The sequence below is a fragment of the Streptomyces sp. NPDC092952 genome, assembly GCF_044754785.1.
GTDB lineage: Bacteria > Actinomycetota > Actinomycetes > Streptomycetales > Streptomycetaceae > Streptomyces.
This window is the reverse complement of the sequence record NZ_JBIVPT010000005.1, coordinates 565,732-585,889: the sequence shown is the minus strand read 5'-3', so window position 1 is coordinate 585,889 and position 20,158 is coordinate 565,732. Positions and strand designations below refer to the sequence as shown.

Here is a 20,158-nt window from a genome sequence, read left to right as displayed (position 1 = left end):
CTTTCCAGTTCCTCGCTTCCGCGATTCCCTTTCCGGCGGTTCCAACCTTACCAGACTCTTTTCCGTCCCGTTTCCGGTCCGAATTTGAATTCCGGCGACCTGCTGGAAGGTCTTTGCCTTTCGGCGTGTCCACTACGTTAGCCGATTTCCTTGACGGCTCATAATCGAGCCGAGGGGATTGAATTACGGCATGCCGAATTCGACCCCGTCAGGGTGAATCGTAGGTAGTAGTTGGCTGCTTCGGGCTGCTCGGTCGATGGTCCGATGGACCCCGACGACAGCTGTGCCCGTTTCAAGCGGCTCGGGCTACATTAGGTGACCCCCAAGAGCGAGTCAAGTTGCGCGGCGGCGTGGCGCATGGGCCCGGTAGGGACTCACCGTGGGGTCCCCTTCGATCCAGAACCGCCAGGGGTGGGTGGCCCCGTCGCCGCCCACTCCGGTGCGCGGGCCGTTGCGTACCTGGTCACGCGATGGCGGGGTGCCGTGGAGTACGGAGAGTGAGGCGCCCGGGTGGGCAATGGCGTCGGTGCCGTTCAGAGCCCGGTCCACATCGAGCGCCGTGGCCAGGCGGGCCGGGCCTTTGGCGAGTTCCTTGTCGTTCCGGGCCGATTCCCGACGTACGCGGGCGAGGTCGGCGCCCACCTGGATGGCGCCCGCGCGGAGCAGCACCCCGCTGGCCCTGCCCTCCGGGCCGCACACCAGGTTGAGGCAGTGCCACATGCCGTAGGTGAAGTACACGTAGGCATGGCCGGGCGGTCCGAACATGACGCTGTTGCGCGCGGTGCGGCCTCGGAAGGCGTGCGATCCGGGGTCAGACTCGCCGTCGTACGCCTCCACCTCGGTCAGGCGGAGCTCTATGGGGCCGTCCGGTGTGGCGCGTACCAGGGTCCGGCCCAGGAGGTCGGGCGCCACATCCAGCACGGGGCGGTCGAAGAAGTCACGCGGCAACGGCGTACGGTCCAAGCCCTCGATCATGGCGGTCGAGGTTACCGGGAACCGGGAACGGTCGTGACGCGTATGTACGGGTCAGGACCAAGGAGGAGTGAACATGGGCTTCAAGCGGCTGCTCGCGAGCCTCGGCGCCGGCGGCGCCTCGGTGGAGACCGAGCTTTCCGAGCTCAACGTCGTGCCGGGCGGAATCGTCCAGGGCGAGGTGCGGATCCAGGGCGGTTCCGTGGATCAGCGGATCCAGGGGCTTTCTGTGGGACTGCAGGCCCGGGTCGAGGTCGAGGGCCACGACACGGAGACCAAGCAGGACATCGAGTTCGCCAGGCTGCGGCTCGGCGGCGCTTTCGAACTGCAGGCCGGAGCCACCCACGTCGTTCCCTTCGGGCTGGAGATTCCCTGGGAGACGCCGATCACCATGTTCGCCGGGCAGCACCTGCGCGGCATGAACATCGGGGTGACCACCGAGCTGGACATCGCCCGCGCGGTGGACTCGGGTGATCTCGACCCGGTCAACGTGCACCCGCTGCCGGCGCAGCAGGCCATCCTCGACGCCTTCGGCCGCCTCGGCTTCCGGTTCCACAGCGCGGACATGGAACGCGGTCACATCCGCGGGACGCGTCAGCGGCTGCCGTTCTACCAGGAGATCGAGTTCCTCCCGCCGCAGCAGTACCGCGGGCTGAACCAGGTCGAGCTGTCATTCGTCGCGGACGACCGCGAGATGGACGTCGTCCTGGAGATGGACAAGAAGGGAGGCCTCTTCAGCGAGGGCAGCGACACGTACCGCTCGTTCAAGGTAGGCCTGCACGACTTCCAGGGGACCGACTGGGCGGCGTACCTCAATCAGTGGCTGGCGCAGGTCGGCGGTCAGCGCAACTGGCTCTAGGGTCGTGGAGGATCTGCCGACCGCTGTGCCGTACAGCCATCAGGAGAGGTACTGACGTGACCGAGCCGAAGAGGGCCCCGTTGCCGCACGACTTCCATCCGGAAGTGCCGTCGTTCACGGTGACGAGCGAGGATCTCGCCCCCGGGGCCGTGCTGGCGGACGCCCAGGTGTTCGCGGCCGGGAACACCTCGCCGCAGCTGCGGTGGGAGGGATTCCCGGCGGAGGCCAAGAGCTTCGCCGTGACCTGTTTCGACCCCGATGCCCCGACCGGCAGCGGGTTCTGGCACTGGGTCCTCTTCGACATTCCGGCGTCGGTCACGGAGCTGCCGGCCGGTGCGGGCAGCGGCTCCTTCGCGGGGCTGCCCGCCGGGGCCGTGCAGGCGCGCAACGACTACGGGTCGAAGGACTTCGGCGGGGCCGCGCCGCCGGCCGGGGAGAACCACCGCTACGTGTTCACCGTGTACGCGGTGGACACCGAGAAGCTGGGGGTCGACAGCGACGCATCGCCCGCGGTCGTCGGGTTCAATCTGCGCTTCCACACCCTGGGCCGCGCCCAGCTGATCGGTGAGTACACGGGCCCCGTCTGAGGGTCGCCGTCGAACCGAGAGTTCCCCCTCTGTTTGCCCTGTCCTGGTCCTGGAGAGATCAGGGCAGGGCATTTTTTATTGCGTTGTCCATCAGGGGCTGCCCGGCCAGAGTTGATCCGGGCCTGCCAGGGGGCGGGCGGCACACGGGAGGTGGGCGAGATGCGGGACACGCTGGTACTGAACGCGAGCTTCGAGCCGCTGTCGACGGTGACGCTGAAGCGTGCGGTGGTGTTGATCCTCCAGGACAAGGCCGTCGTCGAGCAGGCACATCCCGATCTCCGTATGCGCGGTGCCGCCGTGGACATTCCGGCGCCCCGGGTGATCAGGCTCTGCCGTTACGTACGGGTGCCGTTCCGAAGACACGCCCCGTGGTCCCGGAGGGGGGTGTTGGTCCGGGACCAGCACCGGTGCGCGTACTGCGGGCGGCGGGCGAGCACCGTCGACCATGTCGTACCGCGTGCCCAGGGGGGTCAGGACACCTGGCTCAACACGGTGGCGTCCTGCGCCGAGGACAACCACCGCAAGGCGGCCCGGACGCCGGAGCAGGCGGGGATGCCGCTGCTGCGGCAGCCCTTCGTACCGTCTCCGGCGCAGGCGATGCTCCTGGCCATGGGGGCCGGGGAGCTGGCGGAGCTGCCGGACTGGCTGGACCGGGCCGCGGCGTAGCCGGCGTACGCGTATCGCCGTACGGAAGCCCGCCTCCGGGGGGAGGCGGGCTTCCGTGTGTCAGCGGAGCAGGAGCTGGACGATGGCGGCCGTGCCGACCAGGACGATGAGCACGCGCAGGACCACGGGGCTGAGCCGGCGGCCGATCCTCGCGCCGATCTGGCCGCCGAGCGCGGAGCCGACCGCGATGAGCACGACGGCCGTCCAGTCGAAGTCCGCGACGAAGAGGAAGAAGAGCGCGGCGATGCTGTTGACGACGGCGGCGAGGACGTTCTTGACGGCGTTCAGACGCTGCATGGTGTCGTCGAGCAGCATCCCCATCAGGGAGAGGTAGATGATCCCCTGGGCGGCGGTGAAGTAGCCGCCGTAGACGCTGGCGAGCATCAGCCCGACGAACAGGAGCGGTCCGCCGTCGGGGCGGGCGGGGCTGCCGGTGGTCTCGCGGCGGCGCTGGACCGCTTTGCTGATGCGCGGTTGCAGGATGACCAGGACGAGTGCCAGGGCCACCAGGATCGGCACGATGGTCTCGAAGGCCGTGGAGGGCAGGGCCAGCAGCAGGGTGGCGCCGGTGAGGCCGCCGATGAGGGCGCCGATCGCGAGCTTGAGTACGCGGCGGCCCTGGCCCTCGAGCTCCTTGCGGTACCCGATGGCGCCGCTGACCGAGCCGGGTATCAGGCCGAGGGCGTTGGAGACGGTGGCCGTGACCGGGGGCAGACCGGTGGCCAGCAGGACGGGGAAGGTGATCAGCGTTCCCGATCCGACGATCGTGTTGATCGTGCCGGCGCTGATGCCCGCGGCGAAGACGGCGAGCATCTCCCAGAGATTCATGGCGTGTCCCCCGTGCATGATCGGTGCTTGGTGCACTGATCATGCACGGGGCGTGTACGCGTCATTCGACCGGGGGGACCTCGCGGCGTTCCTTGCCGGTGTCGAAGCCGGGGGCGCTCTTTCCGGTGTCGAAGCCCGGGGCCCCGTTGCCGAGGTTGCCGAAGGCGCCACTCAGGCCCTTGAGGGCGTCACCGATCTCGCTGGGCACGATCCAGAGCTTGTTGGCGTCGCCCTCGGCGATCTTCGGGAGCATCTGGAGGTACTGGTACGAGAGGAGCTTCTGGTCCGGGTCGCCGGCGTGGATGGACTCGAAGACCGTACGGATCGCCTGGGCCTCGCCCTCGGCGCGCAGGGCCGAGGCCTTGGCCTCACCCTCGGCGCGCAGGATCGCGGACTGCTTCTCGCCCTCCGCGGTGAGGATCGCGGACTGGCGCGTGCCTTCGGCCTGGAGGATGGCGGCGCGCTTGTCACGGTCGGCGCGCATCTGCTTCTCCATCGAGTCCTGGATGGAGGTGGGCGGCTCGATCGCCTTGAGCTCGACGCGGTTGACCCGGATGCCCCACTTGCCGGTGGCCTCGTCGAGGACGCCGCGCAGGGCCGCGTTGATCTCCTCGCGGGAGGTGAGGGTCCGCTCCAGGTCCATGCCACCGATGATGTTGCGGAGGGTGGTGACCGTGAGCTGCTCGATCGCCTGGATGTAGCTGGCGACCTCGTAGGTCGCGGCCCTGGCGTCGGTCACCTGGTAGTAGATGACGGTGTCGATGTTCACGACCAGGTTGTCCTGGGTGATCACCGGCTGCGGCGGGAACGGCACGACCTGCTCGCGCAGGTCGATGCGGTTGCGGATGGTGTCGATGAACGGGACGACGATGTTCAGGCCCGCGTTGAGCGTGCGGGTGTAGCGGCCGAAGCGCTCGACGATGGCGGCGCTGGCCTGGGGAATGACCTGGATCGTCTTGATCAGGGCGATGAAGACGAGCACCACCAGAATGATCAGGACGATGATGACCGGTTGCATCGTTCTTCGTTGCCCTTCGGTTGCCGACGGTTCGTGATGATCGAGGCCGGGATCGCGGTGGGGGCGGGCCGTCCGGCCGGTCCCGCTTCCATGATGATCGACATGATCGACATCGAGTCTGGCAGAACACGCACTGCCGTGTGGGCTGTTCGGTCACATGACGACCGCCGTGGCCCCGTCGATCTCGACGACATCGACCTGCTGGCCGGGGTCGAAGCTCTGGTCCTCGTCGAGCGCGCGGGCCGACCAGATCTCCCCGGCCAGCTTGATCCGGCCGCCGCTGCCGTCGACCCGTTCCAGGACGACGGCCTGACGGCCCTTCAACGCGTCGATTCCGGTGGCCAGTCGGGGCTGGCCGGAGCGGTGTCTGGCGGCGATCGGGCGGACCACGGCGACGAGCGCCACGGAGACCACCAGGAACACCAGGACCTGGACCACGATGCCGCCGCCGAGCGCCGCGACGACCGCCGCGACCACCGCCCCGACGGCGAACATGCCGAATTCGGGCATCGCGGTCAGGACGAGCGGGATGCCCAGCCCCGCCGCGCCGATCAGCCACCACACCCACGCGTCGATGTCCACGGCCCCATGGTAGAACCGCGGGCGCCCCCGCGGACAGGGCGCGGGCAAGCCGCGGAGCCCGCCGGACCCGTGGGCCGTGCTCGGGCCGGGGCGGCGGGCTCGGGAGAGCCGCGCGGTCAGGAGAGGGGCAGGCCGTGGGCCGTGTAGCGGTCGCCGGTGTGCTCGACGACGAGCGGCAGACCGAAGCAGAGGGAGAGGTTGCGGGAGGTCAGCTCGGTCTCCATGGGGCCGGCGGCGAGCACCTTGCCCTGGCGGATCATCAGGACGTGGGTGAAGCCGGGGGCGATCTCCTCGACATGGTGGGTGACCATGATCATGGAGGGGGCGTACGGGTCGCGGGCCAGCCGGCCGAGGCGGCGGACCAGGTCCTCGCGGCCGCCGAGGTCGAGACCGGCGGCCGGTTCGTCGAGGAGCAGCAGCTCGGGGTCGGTCATCATGGCGCGGGCGATCAGGGTGCGCTTGCGCTCGCCCTCGGACAGGGTGCCGAACTTGCGGTCGAGGTACTCGGTCATGCCGAGCCGGTCGAGGAAGGCGCGGGCGCGCTCCTCGTCGACGGCCTCGTAGTCCTCGTGCCAGGTGGCGGTCATGCCGTACGCGGCGGTGAGCACCGTCTGCAGCACGGTCTGGCGGCGGGGCAGCTTCTCGGCCATGGCGATGCCCGCGATGCCGATGCGGGGGCGGAGCTCGAAGACGTCGGTGCCGACACCGCCGAGCTGCTCGCCGAGGACGCTGACGGTGCCGGAGCTCGGGTAGAGGTAGCTGGACGCGATGTTGAGGAGGGTGGTCTTGCCGGCGCCGTTCGGGCCGAGGATGACCCAGCGCTCCCCCTCCTTGACCGACCAGGAGACATCGTCCACCAGAGCGCGTCCGTCGCGGACCACGGATACGTCCACCAGCTCCAGTACATCGCTCATGGCGCGTTGTCTCCCCATGCAGTGTCGAGATCGTCGGTGCCTGTGGGCACGGCTCCCCAGGAAATCTACGCCACCGGACGAGTGTGCCCGGCCCTGGGCCCGAGTGACGACGGGGACGGGGCCGGTTCTCTACGCTGTTCCCATGCTTTCGGAACCACGCTCAGGACGGCTGGCCTCATGGGGAAACGCGCTTCTGGCGGGGCTGGTGTCGCCGGACGACGCGGCGCTCGCCATCGTCGGGGAGGACGCGGTGCACCGCGTCGAGGGACTTCCGGGTGAAGCGGGGCCGGTGGGGCTCACGCTGGCCCTGGGACGGCTGCGGGGGCTGGGGGTGACGGGTTTCCGGGTGGCGCTGCCGGCTCCGGGGCATCCGCTGGGGCTGAGCGGTCCGCCGGAGTTCAACGCGCGGGCGCTGGAGGCCGAGGAGGCGGTGGTGGCCTTCGGGGCGCCGTACGGGCTGGTTCCCGAGGTGCGGGAGGCGGGGCCGGAGGGGGATCTGCACGTCGAGGTGGTGTGGCGGTGCCTGGCGGTGCGGGAGGCGCCGCCGGCCGATGTGCCGTCGCTGGGCGAGGCGGAGCGGGAGCTGGCGGAGGGGCTGCGGGACGCGACGGCGGTCCTGTCGCGGCTGGACGTGGCCGGTTCGGGGCCGGTGGCCGAGGCGGCGGTGGACGCGTACCGGGCGCGGGCGGAGCGGGGGCGCGAGGTGCTGGCCCCGGGGTATCCGCCGCGGGCGGTGCGGGTGCTGGAGCTGGCGCAGCGGGTGGGGCTGCTGATCTCGGTGGCGTACGAGAACGGGCACGGCGGGGCGGTGAGCGCCTCGCAGATCGCGGCGCGGGGCGAGGCGCTGCGGCCGGTGGAGCGGGTGGCGCGGCGGGCCCAGGTGGCGGCGTACAACGCCTATGTGGAGGAGCTGGAGCGGCGGCGGTAGGCCCTTCGGGCGGGGGCGTGGCCGGACGGGTCCGGGTGTCCGTCCGGTCGGCCGCGCCCCGGGCCGGTCAGTCGGCGGCGCCGTGCCGCACGGCCCAGAGGGCCGCCTGGGTGCGGTCGGCGAGGTCGAGCTTCATGAGGATGTTGGAGACGTGTGTCTTGACCGTCTTCTCGGAGAGGACCAGGGCGCGGGCGATCTCCCGGTTGGAGCGGCCGTCGGCGATCAGGCCCAGTACCTCCCGCTCCCGTTCGGTGAGCGTGCTTCCCCGGCCCGTGCCGCCGCCCGGGTCCTCCTGGGCGAGCAGGGCGCCCGCGACCTCCGGCTGGAGCAGGACGTGGCCCGCGTGGACCGAGCGGATGGCGCCGGCCAGGGCGTCCGGGTCGACGTCCTTGTACACATAGCCGGAGGCTCCGGCGCGCAGGGCGGGGATCACGGTGCGCTGCTCGGTGAAACTGGTGACGATCAGGACCTTGGCCGGGTTCTCCAGCTCGCGGAGCCTGCGCAGGGCCTCGATGCCGTCGGTTCCGGGCATCTTGACGTCCATCAGGACGACGTCGGGGCGGAGCTCCTCCGTCCTGGCCACGCCCTCGGCGCCGTCGGCCGCCTCGCCGACCACTTCTATGTCGTCCTGGATCTCCAGGAACGTGCGCAGACCGCGACGGACCACTTGGTGGTCGTCGACCAGCAGCACCCTGATGGTTCTGTCAGCCACCGGGTACCTCCATCTCGATCGTGGTGCCCTTGCCGGGCGCCGATTCAACGGTGAGCCTTCCGCCGACGCCGTTCGCGCGGTCCCGCATGGAGACCAGGCCCAGGTGGCGGCCGGCCTGCCGGGTCGCCGCGGGCTCGAAGCCGCGTCCGTCGTCGGTGATCCGGAGCAGTGTGCCGCCGCCGTGCCTGGCCAGTTCGACGTCCACCCGGTCCGCCCCGGAGTGGCGCAGCGCGTTGTGCAGGGCCTCCTGGGAGACGCGGAGCAGCGCTTCCTCCTGGGCGGCGGGCAGGGCCCGGATGCCCTGGCTGGTGAAGGTGACCCGGGCGGTGTGGGCCCGGTCCATGACCTGGATCTGGGTGCGGAGGGTGGCGACGAGCCCGTCCTCGTCGAGCGCGGCGGGGCGCAGTTCGACGACGGCGGCGCGCAGCTCGTCCACGGCTTCGGCGGCGAGCGCGGCGACCTGCTGGAGCTCGCCCTTGGCGCGGACCGGGTCGCGGTCCACCAGGGCGGCCGCGGCCTGGGCCGTGAGCCGCAGCGAGAAGAGCTTCTGGCTGACGGCGTCGTGCAGCTCGTGGGCGAGCCGGGAGCGCTCCTCGGCGATGGTGAGCTCCCGGCTGCGCTCGTACAGGCGGGCGTTGGTGAGGGCGATCGCCGCGTGCTGGGCCAGGATGGCCAGGAGTTCCTCGTCCTCGGCGGTGAAGCCGCAGCCGCCCTCGGGTTTGGGGCAGCGCTTGTTGGCGAGGAAGAGGGCGCCGATGATCTCCTCGCCGTCCCTGATGGGCAGGCCCAGGAAGTCGGACATGTCGGGGTGGGCGTCGGGCCAGCCCTCGAAGCGGGGGTCCTTGCGGACGTCGGCGAGGCGCTCGACCCTGGCCTCGCGGAGCATCGCGGCGAGGATGCCGTGCTGTCTGGGGAGCGGGCCGATCGCCTTCCACTGCTCGTCGCTGACGCCGTCGACGACGAACTGGGCGAAGCCCCCGTGGTCGTCGGGGACGCCCAGGGCGGCGTACTCGGCGTCCAGCAGCTCGCGGGCGGAGGCGACGATCGTCTTCAGGACGTCGCGCACTTCGAGGTGCCGGCTCATGGCGAGCAGGGCGGCGCTCACGGCCGCGAGGCCCGACGTTGGGCGGTGGCTCATGTGCCTCACCGTACCGGCGGGGTCCGGGCGCCGTATCGGCCCGCGGGTGGCTCTTCCTTGGGGCGGCGGGCCTAGGTCCGGGGTCCGACCGCTCCCCCGGAAGTCCAGAATCTAACCCTCCGAATTGCTGAAGCAACGGTTGGTCAGTTCGTTACGCGGCCGATGTGAGGCCGCGCATAGGACCCACGTCACTTACGAAGCCCGCTAGTGGAGATGTAAGCGCCACATGAGTGGCGATGAGCGGGGGTGGTCACGTTCGAGCGGCCCCCGGCTCCACTATCCGGGTTCGTACGTCACACCTTTGCCAGCAGATTTTGCGGCCGCTAAGAATTGCTCTCGTCCCCGACGGAGATGCGAACGAACGCTTCCCGTCTTCGTCCTCCGTGAGGACTCCCGCGATTCGAAGAGGTACGTCTGCATGTTCGCGTCCAGCACCACCGGCCGTCGCCGTCGCCTGAACAAGACCCAGAAGCTCTCCGTCGCGGGTATCTCGGCCATGGCCGCCGCCGCGCTCTCGTTCTCGCTCGTCCCCGCCAACGCCGACTCCAAGACCGAGGCCTCGGCCGCCGTGAACGGCGTCCCCGTGGTGCTCGCGTCGGCCGCCGGTTCGCCGCAGGCCAAGGCCGTGCAGGCCAGCATCATCGAGCAGCACTCCACCGCCGAGAAGCTGGTGAAGGCCGCCGACCTCGCCAAGGCCAAGAAGGCCGCCGCCGCGAAGGCCAAGGCCGCCGCCGCGAAGGCTGCGGCGCAGGCGAAGGCCGATGCCAAGGCCCGGGCCGCCGCGGTGCGGACCGAGGCCGTCGCCGCCCAGCGCACCGAGCCGCAGGCCGCCAGCCGCTCCGAGGTCCGCACCCCGGTCTACGCGAACAACCTGGACGGCTGGATCCGCCAGGCCCTCGACATCATGCAGGCCCACGGCATCCCCGGTTCGTACGACGGTCTGCACCGCAACATCATGCGCGAGTCGACCGGCAACCCGAACGCCGTCAACGGCTGGGACGTCAACGCCCAGAACGGCACCCCGTCCTGCGGTCTGCTCCAGGTGATCCAGCCGACGTTCAACGCGTACCACGTCCCGGGCACCTCGACGAACATCTACGACCCGGTCGCCAACATCACGGCCGCCGCCAACTACGCGGCCGACCGGTACGGCTCGATCGACAACGTCAACAGCGCGTACTGACCGACGGCCCGGTCCTCGGACGGGCACTCCGTCGACGCCGAAGGGCGGCACCCCGTGCGGGGTGCCGCCCTTCGGTCCGTCCGGTGCCGGGTCCGCGCTACTTGCGCATGACCTCGGGCTCGTGGCGGCGCAGCAGGCGCGCGACGACGAAGCCGCAGGCGATGCCGAGCACCAGGAGCACCGTGATGTTGATGCCCCACTGGCCGGCCGAGTGCTCCCAGAGCGGGTCCAGGTTGGTCGGGTCCTTCGGGTCCCACGGCGCCATCAGGTGCGAGAGGTCGAGCGTGGCGGCCGTACCGGCGATGGCCCAGCGGGACGGCATCAGCCAGGCGAACTGCTCCAGGCCGGGCGAGCCGTACACCTGGAAGAGGATGCCGGTGAAGACGACCTGGACGATCGCGAACATGACCAGCAGCGGCATGGTCTTCTCGGAGGTCTTCACCAGCGAGGAGATGACCAGGCCGAACATCATCGAGGTGAAGCCGAGCGCGATGATCGTCAGGCAGAGCTCCAGGGCGGGCGGCATGATCAGGCCCTCGTCCGGGAGCTTGCGGGTGGCGAAGCCGATGCCGCAGATGATGACGCCCTGGAAGGCCGTGATGACACCGAGGACGATCACCTTGGACATCAGGTAGGCCGAGCGGGACAGGCCGGTGGCCCGTTCCCGTTCGTAGATCACACGTTCCTTGATCAGTTCTCGTACGGAGTTGGCCGCGCCGGAGAAGCACATGCCGACCGCGAGGATCAGCATGATCGTGCCGGCGGCCCCGTTGAACCGGGACGGGGCCTCCGGCGGGGCGAGGCCGAACTTGGCCGGGATGACCACGCTGACCACGCCGAGCACGGCGGGCAGGATCACCATCAGGCCCATGAAGCCCTTGTCGGAGGCGATCACCGAGAGGTAGCGGCGGATCAGTGTCCACAGCTGGGCCGACCAGCTCTGCGGCTTCGGCGGGTGGATCTGCTGCGGCGGCATCTGCACCGGCTGGGCGGCGACGGCGTCGATGTCCGCGGCGTACATCTGGTAATGCTGCGAGCCGCGCCAGCGGCCGGCCCAGTCGTAGTCGCGGTAGTTCTCGAACGCGGAGAAGACGTCGGCCCAGGTGGTGTAGCCGAAGAAGTTGAGCGCCTCCTCCGGCGGGCCGAAGTAGGCGACGGATCCGCCCGGCGCCATGACCAGCAGCTTGTCGCAGATCGCCAGCTCGGCCACGGAGTGGGTGACGACGAGGACCGTACGGCCGTCGTCGGCCAGCCCGCGCAGCAGCTGCATGACGTCGCGGTCCATGCCCGGGTCGAGGCCGGAGGTCGGCTCGTCCAGGAAGATCAGCGACGGCTTGGTGAGCAGCTCCAGGGCGACGGAGACGCGCTTGCGCTGGCCGCCGGAGAGCGAGGTGACCTTCTTGTCCTTGTGGATGTCGAGCTTGAGCTCGGCGAGGACCTCGTGGATGCGGGCCTCGCGCTCGGCCTCGGTGGTGTCCGCGGGGAAGCGGAGCTTGGCCGCGTACTTGAGGGCCTTGGTGACGGTGAGTTCCTTGTGCAGGATGTCGTCCTGCGGGACCAGACCGATGCGCTGGCGCAGCTCGGCGAACTGCTTGTACAGGTTCCGGTTGTCGTAGAGGACGTCGCCCTGGTTGGCGGGCCGGTAGCCGGTGAGCGCCTTGAGCAGGGTGGACTTTCCGGAGCCCGAGGGGCCGATGACCGCGATGAGCGACTTCTCCGGGACGCCGAAGGAGACGTCCTTGAGGATCTGCTTCCCGCCGTCCACGGTCACCGTGAGGTGGCGGGCGGAGAAGGAGACCTCACCGGTGTCGACGAACTCCTCGAGCCGGTCGCCGACCAGGCGGAAGGTCGAGTGGCCGACGCCGACGGTGTCGTTCGGTCCGATGAACGCGGAGCCGGACTTGGCGATCGGCTGGCCGTTGACGTAGGTGCCGTTGTGCGATCCGAGGTCCCGGATCTCGAAGCGGCCGTCGGGCGTCGCGTGGAACTCGGCGTGGTTGCGGGAGACCTGGAGGTCGGAGACGACCAGGTCGTTCTCCAGCGCACGACCGATGCGCATGACCCGGCCGAGCGCGAACTGGTGGAACGTGGTCGGGCTGCGGTCGCCGTGGACGGGCGGGGCCCCCGCGGCCCCGCCCGCGCCGGGCGGACCGGCCATGCCCTGCTGCTGCGGTACGTACGGCTGCTGCGGCGCCTGGGCCGGGGGCTGCTGCCATCCCTGCTGCTGCGGTGCCTGCGGCTGCTGCGCGGGGGCCTGCTGGTTGCCCCAGCCGGGGCCGCCCTGCGGGGGCTGCTGGGCGGGAGCCTGCTGGGCGCCCGCGCCCTGTCCCCCGTAGACGTCCGCGCCCGCGGGGGCGGTGACGCTCAGCCTCGGTCCGTCAGTGGCGTTGCCCAGGTGTATGACGGTGCCGGGGCCGATCTCCAGCTGCTGGATCCTGCTGCCCTGCGCATAGGTGCCGTTGGTGCTGCCGTGGTCCTCGATGAACCAGTTCCGGCCCCCCCAGCTGATCGTGGCGTGCCGCCACGACACCCTGGCGTCGTCGATCGTCAGGTCGCCCTGAGGATCGCGTCCGAGGGTGTACGACCTGGACGGATCGAGCGTCCAGGTCCTTCCATTCAATTCCAGTACGAGTTCCGGCACTCCGCGCCCCACTAGTTGTCCCCCGAGTTACCCCCATCACAGGGAGTCTAGGGATGCTTGAACATCGTGGGGAACTATTCCAGGAGCAGTCCCGGATACGAAAGTCGGACCGGTCCTGGTACCTGCTTGGACCTGCATCGTTACGGGGCCGACACGAACAATCGGCAAAGAGCGCGGCAAGCGCCCCGAGCGCGCACGAAACGCCACCGAACGCCGCAGACCGGGTGCCGCTCCGCCCCGTCCGGGCACCGGGTGGAAGCGGACGCGCGCGGTCCGTCACGACGCCCGCGGTCCGGGCGCGAGGGACGCGGGCCGTGCGCGCTGTCCGTTCCTCGGGACGGACCCCCGGCACCCGGCGGCGGCCCGATACGGTGGAAGCACCATGAGCGCATCTCAGCCATCTCAGTCCTCCTCGTCTCCCGAGTCCCCTGAGTCTCCTGAGTCCCGTCGGGACACCAGCACCCCGACCCTTCTCGTGAAGATCTTCGGGAAGGACCGTCCCGGCATCACCGCCGGGCTCTTCGACACCCTCGCCGCCTACTCCGTCGACGTCGTCGACATCGAGCAGGTCGTCACCCGTGGCCGCATCGTCCTGTGCGCGCTGGTCACCGCCCCGGCGGCGGGCGGCACCACCGAGGGCGACCTGCGGGCGACCGTGCACAGCTGGGCCGATTCGCTGAAGCTCCAGGCCGAGATCATCTCCGGTACCGGTGACAACCGGCCCCGCGGTCTCGGGCGTTCCCATGTGACGGTGCTCGGGCACCCGCTGACCGCGGAGTCGACCGCCGCCATAGCGGCCACCATCACCTCCACCGGGGGCAACATCGACCGGATCTTCCGGCTCGCGAAGTACCCCGTCACGGCCGTGGAGTTCGCGGTGTCCGGCACCGCGACCGAGGATCTGCGGACCGCCCTGGCGACGGAGGCGGCCGGCATCGGTGTCGACATCGCGGTGGTGTCGGCCGGGCTGAGCCGCCGGGCCCAGCGGCTGGTCGTCATGGACGTCGACTCGACGCTGATCCAGGACGAGGTGATCGAGCTGTTCGCCGCCCACGCGGGCTGCGAGGACGAGGTCGCCGAGGTGACCGCGCAGGCGATGCGCGGCGAGCTGGACTTCGAACAGTCGCTGCACGCGCGGGTGGCGCTCCTGGCCGGGCTGGACGCCTCGGTGGTGGACAAGGTGCGCGCCGAGGTGCGGCTGACGCCGGGGGCCCGCACGCTGATCCGTACGCTGAAACGTCTCGGCTACCAGGTGGGCGTGGTCTCGGGCGGCTTCACCCAGGTCACCGACGACCTGAAGGAACGGCTCGGGCTCGACTTCGCCTCCGCCAACACGCTGGAAGTGGTCGACGGGAAGTTCACCGGCCGGGTCGTCGGCGACATCGTCGACCGGGCGGGCAAGGCCCGGCTGCTGCGCAGCTTCGCCGAGCAGGCCGGGGTGCCGCTGGCGCAGACCGTCGCGATCGGTGACGGCGCCAACGACCTGGACATGCTGAACACCGCCGGGCTCGGGGTGGCCTTCAACGCCAAGCCGGTGGTCCGGGAGGCCGCGCACACCGCGGTGAACGTGCCGTTCCTGGACACCGTGCTCTATCTGCTGGGCATCACCCGTGAGGAGGTCGAGGCCGCCGACGGCCTCGTCGACTGAACCGACCGCCCGCATGCACCGGGGCCCCGGAAACCGCTCGGCGGTTCCGGGGCCCCGGTGCGTACGGGCGGGGTCAGCCGTTGGGCGTCCAGTACTCGACGAGCTTGCCGACGCCGTGCTCCACGCCCTTCCAGGAGCCGTTGAACTCGACGACGGCGAACGCGGAGGTGGGGAACCCGCTGCGGTTCATCCGGGCCAGGGCGTCGCCCTCGGCCTCTCCGGCGAGGGCGTCGGCGAGCGCGTGCATACCGGGGTTGTGGCCGATGACCAGAAGGTCGCGCACGTCCTCGGGGGTCTCGTTGACCAGGGCGATGAGCTCGCCGAGGGACGCCTCGTACAGCCGCTCCTCGTAGACGGTCCTGGGGCGGCGCGGCATCTCGTGGACGGCCAGCTTCCAGGTCTCGCGGGTCCGGGCGGCGGTGGAGCAGAGGGCCAGGTCGAGGTCGATCCCGGTTCCGGCGAGCCGACGGCCCGCGACGGGGGCGTCCTTGCGGCCGCGCTCCGCGAGCGGCCTTTCATGGTCGGAGTCCTGTGACCATTCGGCCTTGGCGTGCCGGAGAAGAACGATCCTGCGAGGTGTGTCGACGCTCATACACCTCAGCTTCGCATGAAACGTGCGGTCCGGCGCAGGGGGTTGACGGGCTGGTGTACGAGGCACGGGATCAGCCGGTCACCAGGGCGAGGAGGTACGCGAGGACGCGGCTGATCGCCGGGTCCGCGCCGGTGGCGTGCGCCTCGCCGGGGCTCACGATCAGCAGCAGGAGTACGGCGAAGGCGAGGGCGGGCAGCACGATGCCCCACCACGGCAGCCGCACGTCGACACCGCCCGTGGCCGGGTGGGTGGTCCGGGTGGGCGTTGGGGCCCGCATGTCCGCCTCCGTGGGTCATCGGTTCACTAAGGAAGAACCTACGGACGCCGGGGCCCCGGGCCCATCCGGCAGTCCACCCACTTCACCCCCACCCCTGCCCCCTAGGGGACAGGGGGGTTAACCCCACCTGCGACGTGTACCGGGCGTCAGGGGGAGGCGATCGAAGCGATCACCGCGACGACCACGGTGATCAGCAGCATCGCGCCGAGCACGGCGAGAAGCTTCTTCTGGCCGTTCTGAGGATTCGGGTCGAGCACAGGAGACATGGCCCCAGTCTCGCATCTCAGCATTCGTCCTCGATCGTCCGGTCCCGCCCGGCGAGGAAGCCGATCGCCATCTGCGGCACCATGAGGCCCGCCATCAGCGCGATGGGCAGCTCCCAGCCGCCGCTGTGCTGGTAGAGCACACCGATCAGCAGCGGTCCCGGGATCGAGATCAGGTAGCCGACGGACTGGGCGAACGCGGACAGCCGCACCACACCCGCGCCGGTGCGCGACCGCATGCCGATCATGGTCAGGGCGAGCGGGAAGGAGCAGTTCGAGATGCCCAGGAGCAGGGCCCAGGCCCAGGCCCCGCCGGCCGGCGCGAGGTAGAGGCCCGCGTAACCGACGAGGCCGCAGCTGCCGAGGACGAGGACGATCGGGCCCTGGTTCCGCATCCGGCTCGCGACCCGGGGGATGACGAAGGCGAGCGGCACGCCCATCGCCATGGTGACGGCGAGCAGCACTCCGGCGGTACCGGCCGAGACCCCGGCGTCGCGGAAGATCTGCGGCATCCACCCCATGGTGATGTATGCGGCGGTGGCCTGCAGGCCGAAGAAGCAGGCGAGGGCCCAGGCGGTGCGGCTGCGGGTGATCCGGAGCTCCGGGGCGGCCTGGGCGGCCACCGGGCGGTCGGACGGGCGGCTCGCGGCGCGCCGGTCGCGCACCAGCGGGAGCCAGGGCAGGATCGCGGCGGCGGAGAGCACGGCCCACACGCCGATCCCCAGCCGCCAACTGCCGCCCATCGCGCTGGTCATGGGCACGGTGATCGCGGCGGCGAGCGAGGTGCCGAGGGCCAGGGCCATGGAGTAGAGCCCGGTCATGGAGCCGACCCGGTCGGGGAACCAGTGCTTGACGATGACGGGCATCAGGACGTTGCTGACGGCGATGCCCATGAGGGCGAGGGCGCTGGCGGCCAGGAAGCCGGCCGTCCCGCCGACGAGCGGCCGGATCACGAGACCCGCGGTGATGGCGATCATCCCGGCGCAGACGACCGCGCCCGGCCCGAAGCGGCGGGCCAGCCTCGGCGCCATGATCCCGAAGATCGCGAAGCAGAGCGGCGGTACGGAGGTGAGGACACCGGCGACGCTGCCGCTCATGTGCAGACCGTCGCGCACCTCTTCGAGGAGGGCGCCGAGGCTGGTGATGGCGGGGCGGAGGTTCAGGGCGGTGAGGACCAGTCCGACGGCGACCAGCCGGAGCACCCAGGGGGAGGCGCCGTCGGCGGCCGACGGCGTCCGGCGGCCCTGCGGGGCCTGTGCGGCCGTGGTTCTCGAGGGGGCGTCCGCCGCGGCGGCGGGGCTCAGTGTGCTGGTTTCTTCATCGGACATGAGACCCATCATAGAATCATGGGATGATTGATTGTCCAGTCGGCGTGGAGTCGACCGGAACTCGGCGGACCTGGCGCGTTCTGAGAACATTCGCTCCGGGTGCGACCACCCCCACCCCTCGTGCCGCCCCCGGCACCCCGCCCGCACCAGCAACCGGCCCAAGGAGCACCATGGCGCTGACGTCCCCGCGGCGTTCGGCACTCGCCGACCAGGTGATTGCCCAGCTCAGGAATCAGATCACTTCGGGCGAGTGGCCCGTGGGCTCCCGCATTCCCACCGAGCCCGAACTGGTGGAGCAGCTGGGGGTGGCCCGCAACACCGTCCGGGAGGCCGTGCGCGCCCTCGCGCACAACGGGCTGCTGGACATCCGGCAGGGGTCGGGCACCTATGTCGTGGCCACCAGCGAGCTGGCCGGGGTGATGCACCGCCGTTTCGCCTCCGCGGATCCGCGCCACATCGCCGAGCTGCGGTCCACGCTGGAGTCGTCGGCGGCCCGGCTGGCCGCGGCCCGGCGCACCGAGCGGGACCTGAAGCAGCTGGACGCGCTCATGGCGCGCCGCGAGGAGGCATGGACGGCGGGGGACGCCGAGGCGTTCGTCGAGGCGGACGCGACGCTGCACCACGCCGTGGTCGCCGCCTCGCACAACGACGTGCTGACCGCCCTCTACGCCGACCTGGGGGATCTGCTCCGCGACTACCTCAGGGGCGACATCGGCCACGAGCTGCGGCCGGAGAACCACATGGACCACGGGCGGCTGGTCGAGGCGATCCGGGCGGGGGACGGCGAGACCGCGGCGGCCGAGGCGGCGAGCCATGCGCTGAGCTGCCCGGCGGAGCATCCCTAAGGACTGTCCTGTGTCCGGTGGGTGACCCAGGCGGAGGCGACCTGCTTCCAGCAGCGGTCGTCGATCCGTACGGTCTGCCCCGGGTCCACCTCGACTGGGGCGGAGTCGGCGTCCACGTCCCACCACTGGCGGCACTCGGTGTGCAGCTGCACGCGGTCGGTGGAGGGGTACGGGTTGTGGCAGAGGGCGACGACCCGTGAGCCCCGTACCGAGGTGAGGCATTCGGCTCCGGCGGGCTCCGGGCTGGGTGCGGCAGGGGTGGACGCCCCGCCTCCGGCCCGGCCCGCCAGGGATATCCCCACCGGGGCGGCGAGCCCGGCCAGCGCTATGGCGGCCGCCAGCAGCGCGCCGGTCCGGCGACGTGTGGAGCGCATGACGACCTCCTCCCGCAGCCTGGCCCGAAGTCCGGTTCATCACATTCTGCGGTGGATCGACTACCTTTTCGAGTCGATCTCGGCCGGCGGGCCACGCACACCGTCTCCGGACGCACGAAAGCCGCGTACCGCCCGTGCTCGGGCGGTACGCGGCCGGGTGGAGTCCCGTCGTAAGGGTCAGGCGCCCATCATGTGCACGCCGCCGTCGACGTGGATGATCTCGCCGGTGGTCTTCGGGAAGAAGTCCGAGAGCAGCGCGACGATGGCGCGGCCGGCCGGCTCCGGGTCCGCCATGTCCCAGGCCAGCGGGGAGCGGGTGTCCCACACCTTGGCCAGGTCGGTGAAGCCCGGGATGGACTTCGCGGCCATCGAGCCGAGCGGACCGGCCGAGACCAGGTTGCAGCGGATGTCGTCCTTGCCCAGGTCACGGGCGAGGTAGCGGGAGGTGGCCTCCAGGGCGGCCTTGGCCGGGCCCATCCAGTCGTACTGCGGCCAGGCGAACTGCGCGTCGAAGGTGAGGCCGACGACCGAGCCGCCGTTGTTCATCAGCGGCTTGCAGGCCATGGCGAGCGACTTCAGCGAGAACGCCGAGACGTGCATCGCGGTGGCGACCGACTCGAACGGGGTGTTCAGGAAGTTGCCGCCGAGCGCGTCCTGCGGCGCGAAGCCGATGGAGTGGACGGCGCCGTCGAGGGAGCCGAGCTCCGCCTCGACCAGACCGGCGAGCCGGTCCAGGTGCTCGGTGTTGGTCACGTCCAGCTCGATGACCTTGGCCGGCTTCGGCAGCTTCCTGGCGATGCGCTCGGTCAGCGTGGGCCGGGGGAAGGCCGTGAGGATGACCTCGGCGCCCTGCTCCTGGGCCACCTTGGCGGCATGGAAAGCGATGGACGACTCCATCAGCACACCGGTGATGAGGATGCGCTTGCCGTCGAGAATTCCGCTCATGGTGATCAGTGACCCATGCCCAATCCGCCGTCAACCGGGATGACGGCTCCAGTGATGTACGACGCGTCGTCGGAGGCGAGGAAACGCACCGCGGCGGCGATCTCCTCGGGCTGCGCGTAGCGGCCGAGCGGCACCTGGGACACGATGCCCTTGCGCTGCTCCTCGGTGAGCACCTGCGTCATGTCGGTGTCGACGAAGCCGGGCGCGACGACGTTGAAAGTGATGTTCCGCGAGCCGAGCTCACGGGCCAGCGAGCGGGCGAAGCCGACCAGACCGGCCTTGGAGGCGGCGTAGTTCGCCTGCCCGGCCGAGCCGAGGAGCCCGACGACGGAGGAGATGAGGACGACCCGGCCCTTCTTGGCGCGCAGCATCCCGCGGTTGGCGCGCTTGACGACCCGGAAAGTGCCGGTGAGGTTGGTGTCCAGGACGGACGTGAAGTCCTCCTCGGACATCCGCATCAGCAACTGGTCCTTGGTGATACCGGCGTTGGCGACCAGCACCTCGACGGGACCGTGCTTCTCCTCGATCTCCTTGTAGGCCTGCTCCACCTGCTCGGCATCGGTGATGTCGCAGCGGACCGCGAGGACACCGGCCTCGGTGAGCACGACGGGCGGCTCCCCGGAACGGTAGGTGATCGCGACCTTGTCGCCGTTGTCGGCGAAGGCGCGGGCGATGGCGAGGCCGATGCCCCGGTTTCCTCCAGTGACGAGAACCGAGCGGCTCATCGGATCACCCTTTCCCTAGCGGTCTGGTACGTCGAAAACCTATCGGTACCGTCCGCTCCGCGAGCAATCGGCCCCTGACAGGGCCTTCCCCCGGGCACTGTGGGGTTCCTACAGTGCCCGGCCCTCCCGGGAG

General features: G+C 70.5%; 22 protein-coding genes. 7 read left to right on the top strand and 15 right to left on the bottom strand.

The features are described from left to right. Positions 1-333: 333 nt before the first annotated feature. Positions 334-975, bottom strand: coding sequence for a DNA-3-methyladenine glycosylase (locus ACIQGQ_RS16670; RefSeq protein WP_402396003.1), 642 nt, complete (start codon positions 973-975; stop codon positions 334-336). 73 nt (positions 976-1,048) lie between these two features. Here ACIQGQ_RS16670 and ACIQGQ_RS16665 point away from each other — a divergent pair, with 73 nt between their 5' ends. From ACIQGQ_RS16665 to ACIQGQ_RS16655, 3 genes are all read left to right on the top strand, one after another. Then, on the top strand, positions 1,049-1,831 hold the full coding sequence (locus ACIQGQ_RS16665) for a sporulation protein (protein ID WP_366299635.1): 783 nt from the start codon (positions 1,049-1,051) through the stop codon (positions 1,829-1,831). A gap of 56 nt (positions 1,832-1,887) precedes the next feature. Further along, the gene (locus ACIQGQ_RS16660) at positions 1,888-2,418 is read left to right on the top strand and encodes a YbhB/YbcL family Raf kinase inhibitor-like protein (protein WP_402396000.1); all 531 of its coding nucleotides are present in this window, start codon (positions 1,888-1,890) and stop codon (positions 2,416-2,418) included. Between the two features lie 159 nt (positions 2,419-2,577). After that, the gene (locus tag ACIQGQ_RS16655; RefSeq protein WP_352280328.1) at positions 2,578-3,084 is read left to right on the top strand and encodes an HNH endonuclease; all 507 of its coding nucleotides are present in this window, start codon (positions 2,578-2,580) and stop codon (positions 3,082-3,084) included. Positions 3,085-3,144: 60 nt separating this feature from the next. On the opposite strand, the gene ACIQGQ_RS16650 is transcribed toward ACIQGQ_RS16655, so the two are convergent. The 4 genes from ACIQGQ_RS16650 to ACIQGQ_RS16635 form a co-directional block, all read right to left on the bottom strand. Next, on the bottom strand, positions 3,145-3,912 hold the full coding sequence (locus ACIQGQ_RS16650) for a sulfite exporter TauE/SafE family protein (protein ID WP_402395996.1): 768 nt from the start codon (positions 3,910-3,912) through the stop codon (positions 3,145-3,147). Between the two features lie 61 nt (positions 3,913-3,973). Further along, entirely contained in the window at positions 3,974-4,930 is a 957-nt protein-coding gene (locus ACIQGQ_RS16645; protein WP_402395994.1) for an SPFH domain-containing protein, read from the bottom strand. 153 nt (positions 4,931-5,083) lie between these two features. Beyond that, positions 5,084-5,512 (bottom strand): NfeD family protein, encoded by a 429-nt coding sequence (locus ACIQGQ_RS16640; RefSeq protein ID WP_402395992.1) that lies wholly within the window; start codon positions 5,510-5,512, stop codon positions 5,084-5,086. Positions 5,513-5,628: 116 nt separating this feature from the next. Continuing rightward, positions 5,629-6,426, bottom strand: coding sequence for an ABC transporter ATP-binding protein (locus ACIQGQ_RS16635; protein ID WP_366299645.1), 798 nt, complete (start codon positions 6,424-6,426; stop codon positions 5,629-5,631). A 142-nt stretch (positions 6,427-6,568) separates the two neighbouring features. Here ACIQGQ_RS16635 and ACIQGQ_RS16630 point away from each other — a divergent pair, with 142 nt between their 5' ends. Further along, on the top strand, positions 6,569-7,354 hold the full coding sequence (locus tag ACIQGQ_RS16630; RefSeq protein ID WP_366299647.1) for a hypothetical protein: 786 nt from the start codon (positions 6,569-6,571) through the stop codon (positions 7,352-7,354). A 67-nt stretch (positions 7,355-7,421) separates the two neighbouring features. Here the strand turns inward: ACIQGQ_RS16630 and ACIQGQ_RS16625 are convergent, their stop codons facing one another. Next, positions 7,422-8,066 carry a response regulator gene (locus ACIQGQ_RS16625; RefSeq protein WP_402395988.1) on the bottom strand — a complete coding sequence of 215 codons (645 nt, stop codon included), beginning with the start codon at positions 8,064-8,066 and terminating at the stop codon, positions 7,422-7,424. Next, entirely contained in the window at positions 8,059-9,204 is a 1,146-nt protein-coding gene (locus ACIQGQ_RS16620) for a GAF domain-containing sensor histidine kinase (RefSeq protein ID WP_402395985.1), read from the bottom strand. The genes ACIQGQ_RS16625 and ACIQGQ_RS16620 overlap by 8 nt, the downstream gene beginning before the upstream one ends. A 418-nt stretch (positions 9,205-9,622) precedes the next feature. Between ACIQGQ_RS16620 and ACIQGQ_RS16615 the strand changes: the two genes are divergently transcribed. Next, positions 9,623-10,387: a transglycosylase SLT domain-containing protein gene (locus tag ACIQGQ_RS16615; RefSeq protein ID WP_402395982.1), complete on the top strand. Its 765-nt coding sequence runs from the start codon at positions 9,623-9,625 to the stop codon at positions 10,385-10,387. Positions 10,388-10,484: 97 nt separating this feature from the next. Here the strand turns inward: ACIQGQ_RS16615 and ACIQGQ_RS16610 are convergent, their stop codons facing one another. Further along, positions 10,485-13,040, bottom strand: a complete 2,556-nt coding sequence (locus ACIQGQ_RS16610) for an FHA domain-containing protein (RefSeq protein ID WP_402395980.1) — start codon at positions 13,038-13,040, stop codon at positions 10,485-10,487. Positions 13,041-13,410: 370 nt separating this feature from the next. Between ACIQGQ_RS16610 and serB the strand changes: the two genes are divergently transcribed. Then, positions 13,411-14,676, top strand: a complete 1,266-nt coding sequence (gene serB / locus ACIQGQ_RS16605; RefSeq protein WP_366299657.1) for a phosphoserine phosphatase SerB — start codon at positions 13,411-13,413, stop codon at positions 14,674-14,676. Between the two features lie 73 nt (positions 14,677-14,749). Here serB and ACIQGQ_RS16600 read toward each other — a convergent pair whose 3' ends face one another. From ACIQGQ_RS16600 to ACIQGQ_RS16585, 4 genes are all read right to left on the bottom strand, one after another. Continuing rightward, the gene (locus ACIQGQ_RS16600) at positions 14,750-15,268 is read right to left on the bottom strand and encodes a SixA phosphatase family protein (RefSeq protein WP_402395975.1); all 519 of its coding nucleotides are present in this window, start codon (positions 15,266-15,268) and stop codon (positions 14,750-14,752) included. A gap of 70 nt (positions 15,269-15,338) precedes the next feature. After that, entirely contained in the window at positions 15,339-15,545 is a 207-nt protein-coding gene (locus ACIQGQ_RS16595) for a hypothetical protein (RefSeq protein WP_402395972.1), read from the bottom strand. Positions 15,546-15,691: 146 nt separating this feature from the next. Then, the gene (locus tag ACIQGQ_RS16590; RefSeq protein WP_268246558.1) at positions 15,692-15,802 is read right to left on the bottom strand and encodes an SGM_5486 family transporter-associated protein; all 111 of its coding nucleotides are present in this window, start codon (positions 15,800-15,802) and stop codon (positions 15,692-15,694) included. 26 nt (positions 15,803-15,828) lie between these two features. Then, positions 15,829-17,136, bottom strand: a complete 1,308-nt coding sequence (locus ACIQGQ_RS16585; RefSeq protein ID WP_402395969.1) for a CynX/NimT family MFS transporter — start codon at positions 17,134-17,136, stop codon at positions 15,829-15,831. Between the two features lie 170 nt (positions 17,137-17,306). On the opposite strand from ACIQGQ_RS16585, the gene ACIQGQ_RS16580 reads away from it, so the two are divergent. After that, positions 17,307-17,981, top strand: a complete 675-nt coding sequence (locus tag ACIQGQ_RS16580) for a FadR/GntR family transcriptional regulator (protein ID WP_402395966.1) — start codon at positions 17,307-17,309, stop codon at positions 17,979-17,981. Here ACIQGQ_RS16580 and ACIQGQ_RS16575 read toward each other — a convergent pair. The 3 genes from ACIQGQ_RS16575 to fabG form a co-directional block, all read right to left on the bottom strand. Then, on the bottom strand, positions 17,978-18,355 hold the full coding sequence (locus ACIQGQ_RS16575; protein ID WP_402395963.1) for a hypothetical protein: 378 nt from the start codon (positions 18,353-18,355) through the stop codon (positions 17,978-17,980). The two genes, ACIQGQ_RS16580 and ACIQGQ_RS16575, sit on opposite strands and share 4 nt — an antisense overlap. Before the next feature lie 177 nt (positions 18,356-18,532). After that, positions 18,533-19,300 carry an enoyl-ACP reductase FabI gene (gene fabI, locus ACIQGQ_RS16570; RefSeq protein WP_402395961.1) on the bottom strand — a complete coding sequence of 256 codons (768 nt, stop codon included), beginning with the start codon at positions 19,298-19,300 and terminating at the stop codon, positions 18,533-18,535. A 5-nt stretch (positions 19,301-19,305) separates the two neighbouring features. After that, entirely contained in the window at positions 19,306-20,025 is a 720-nt protein-coding gene (fabG, locus tag ACIQGQ_RS16565; protein WP_376689768.1) for a 3-oxoacyl-[acyl-carrier-protein] reductase, read from the bottom strand. Positions 20,026-20,158 lie beyond the last annotated feature (133 nt).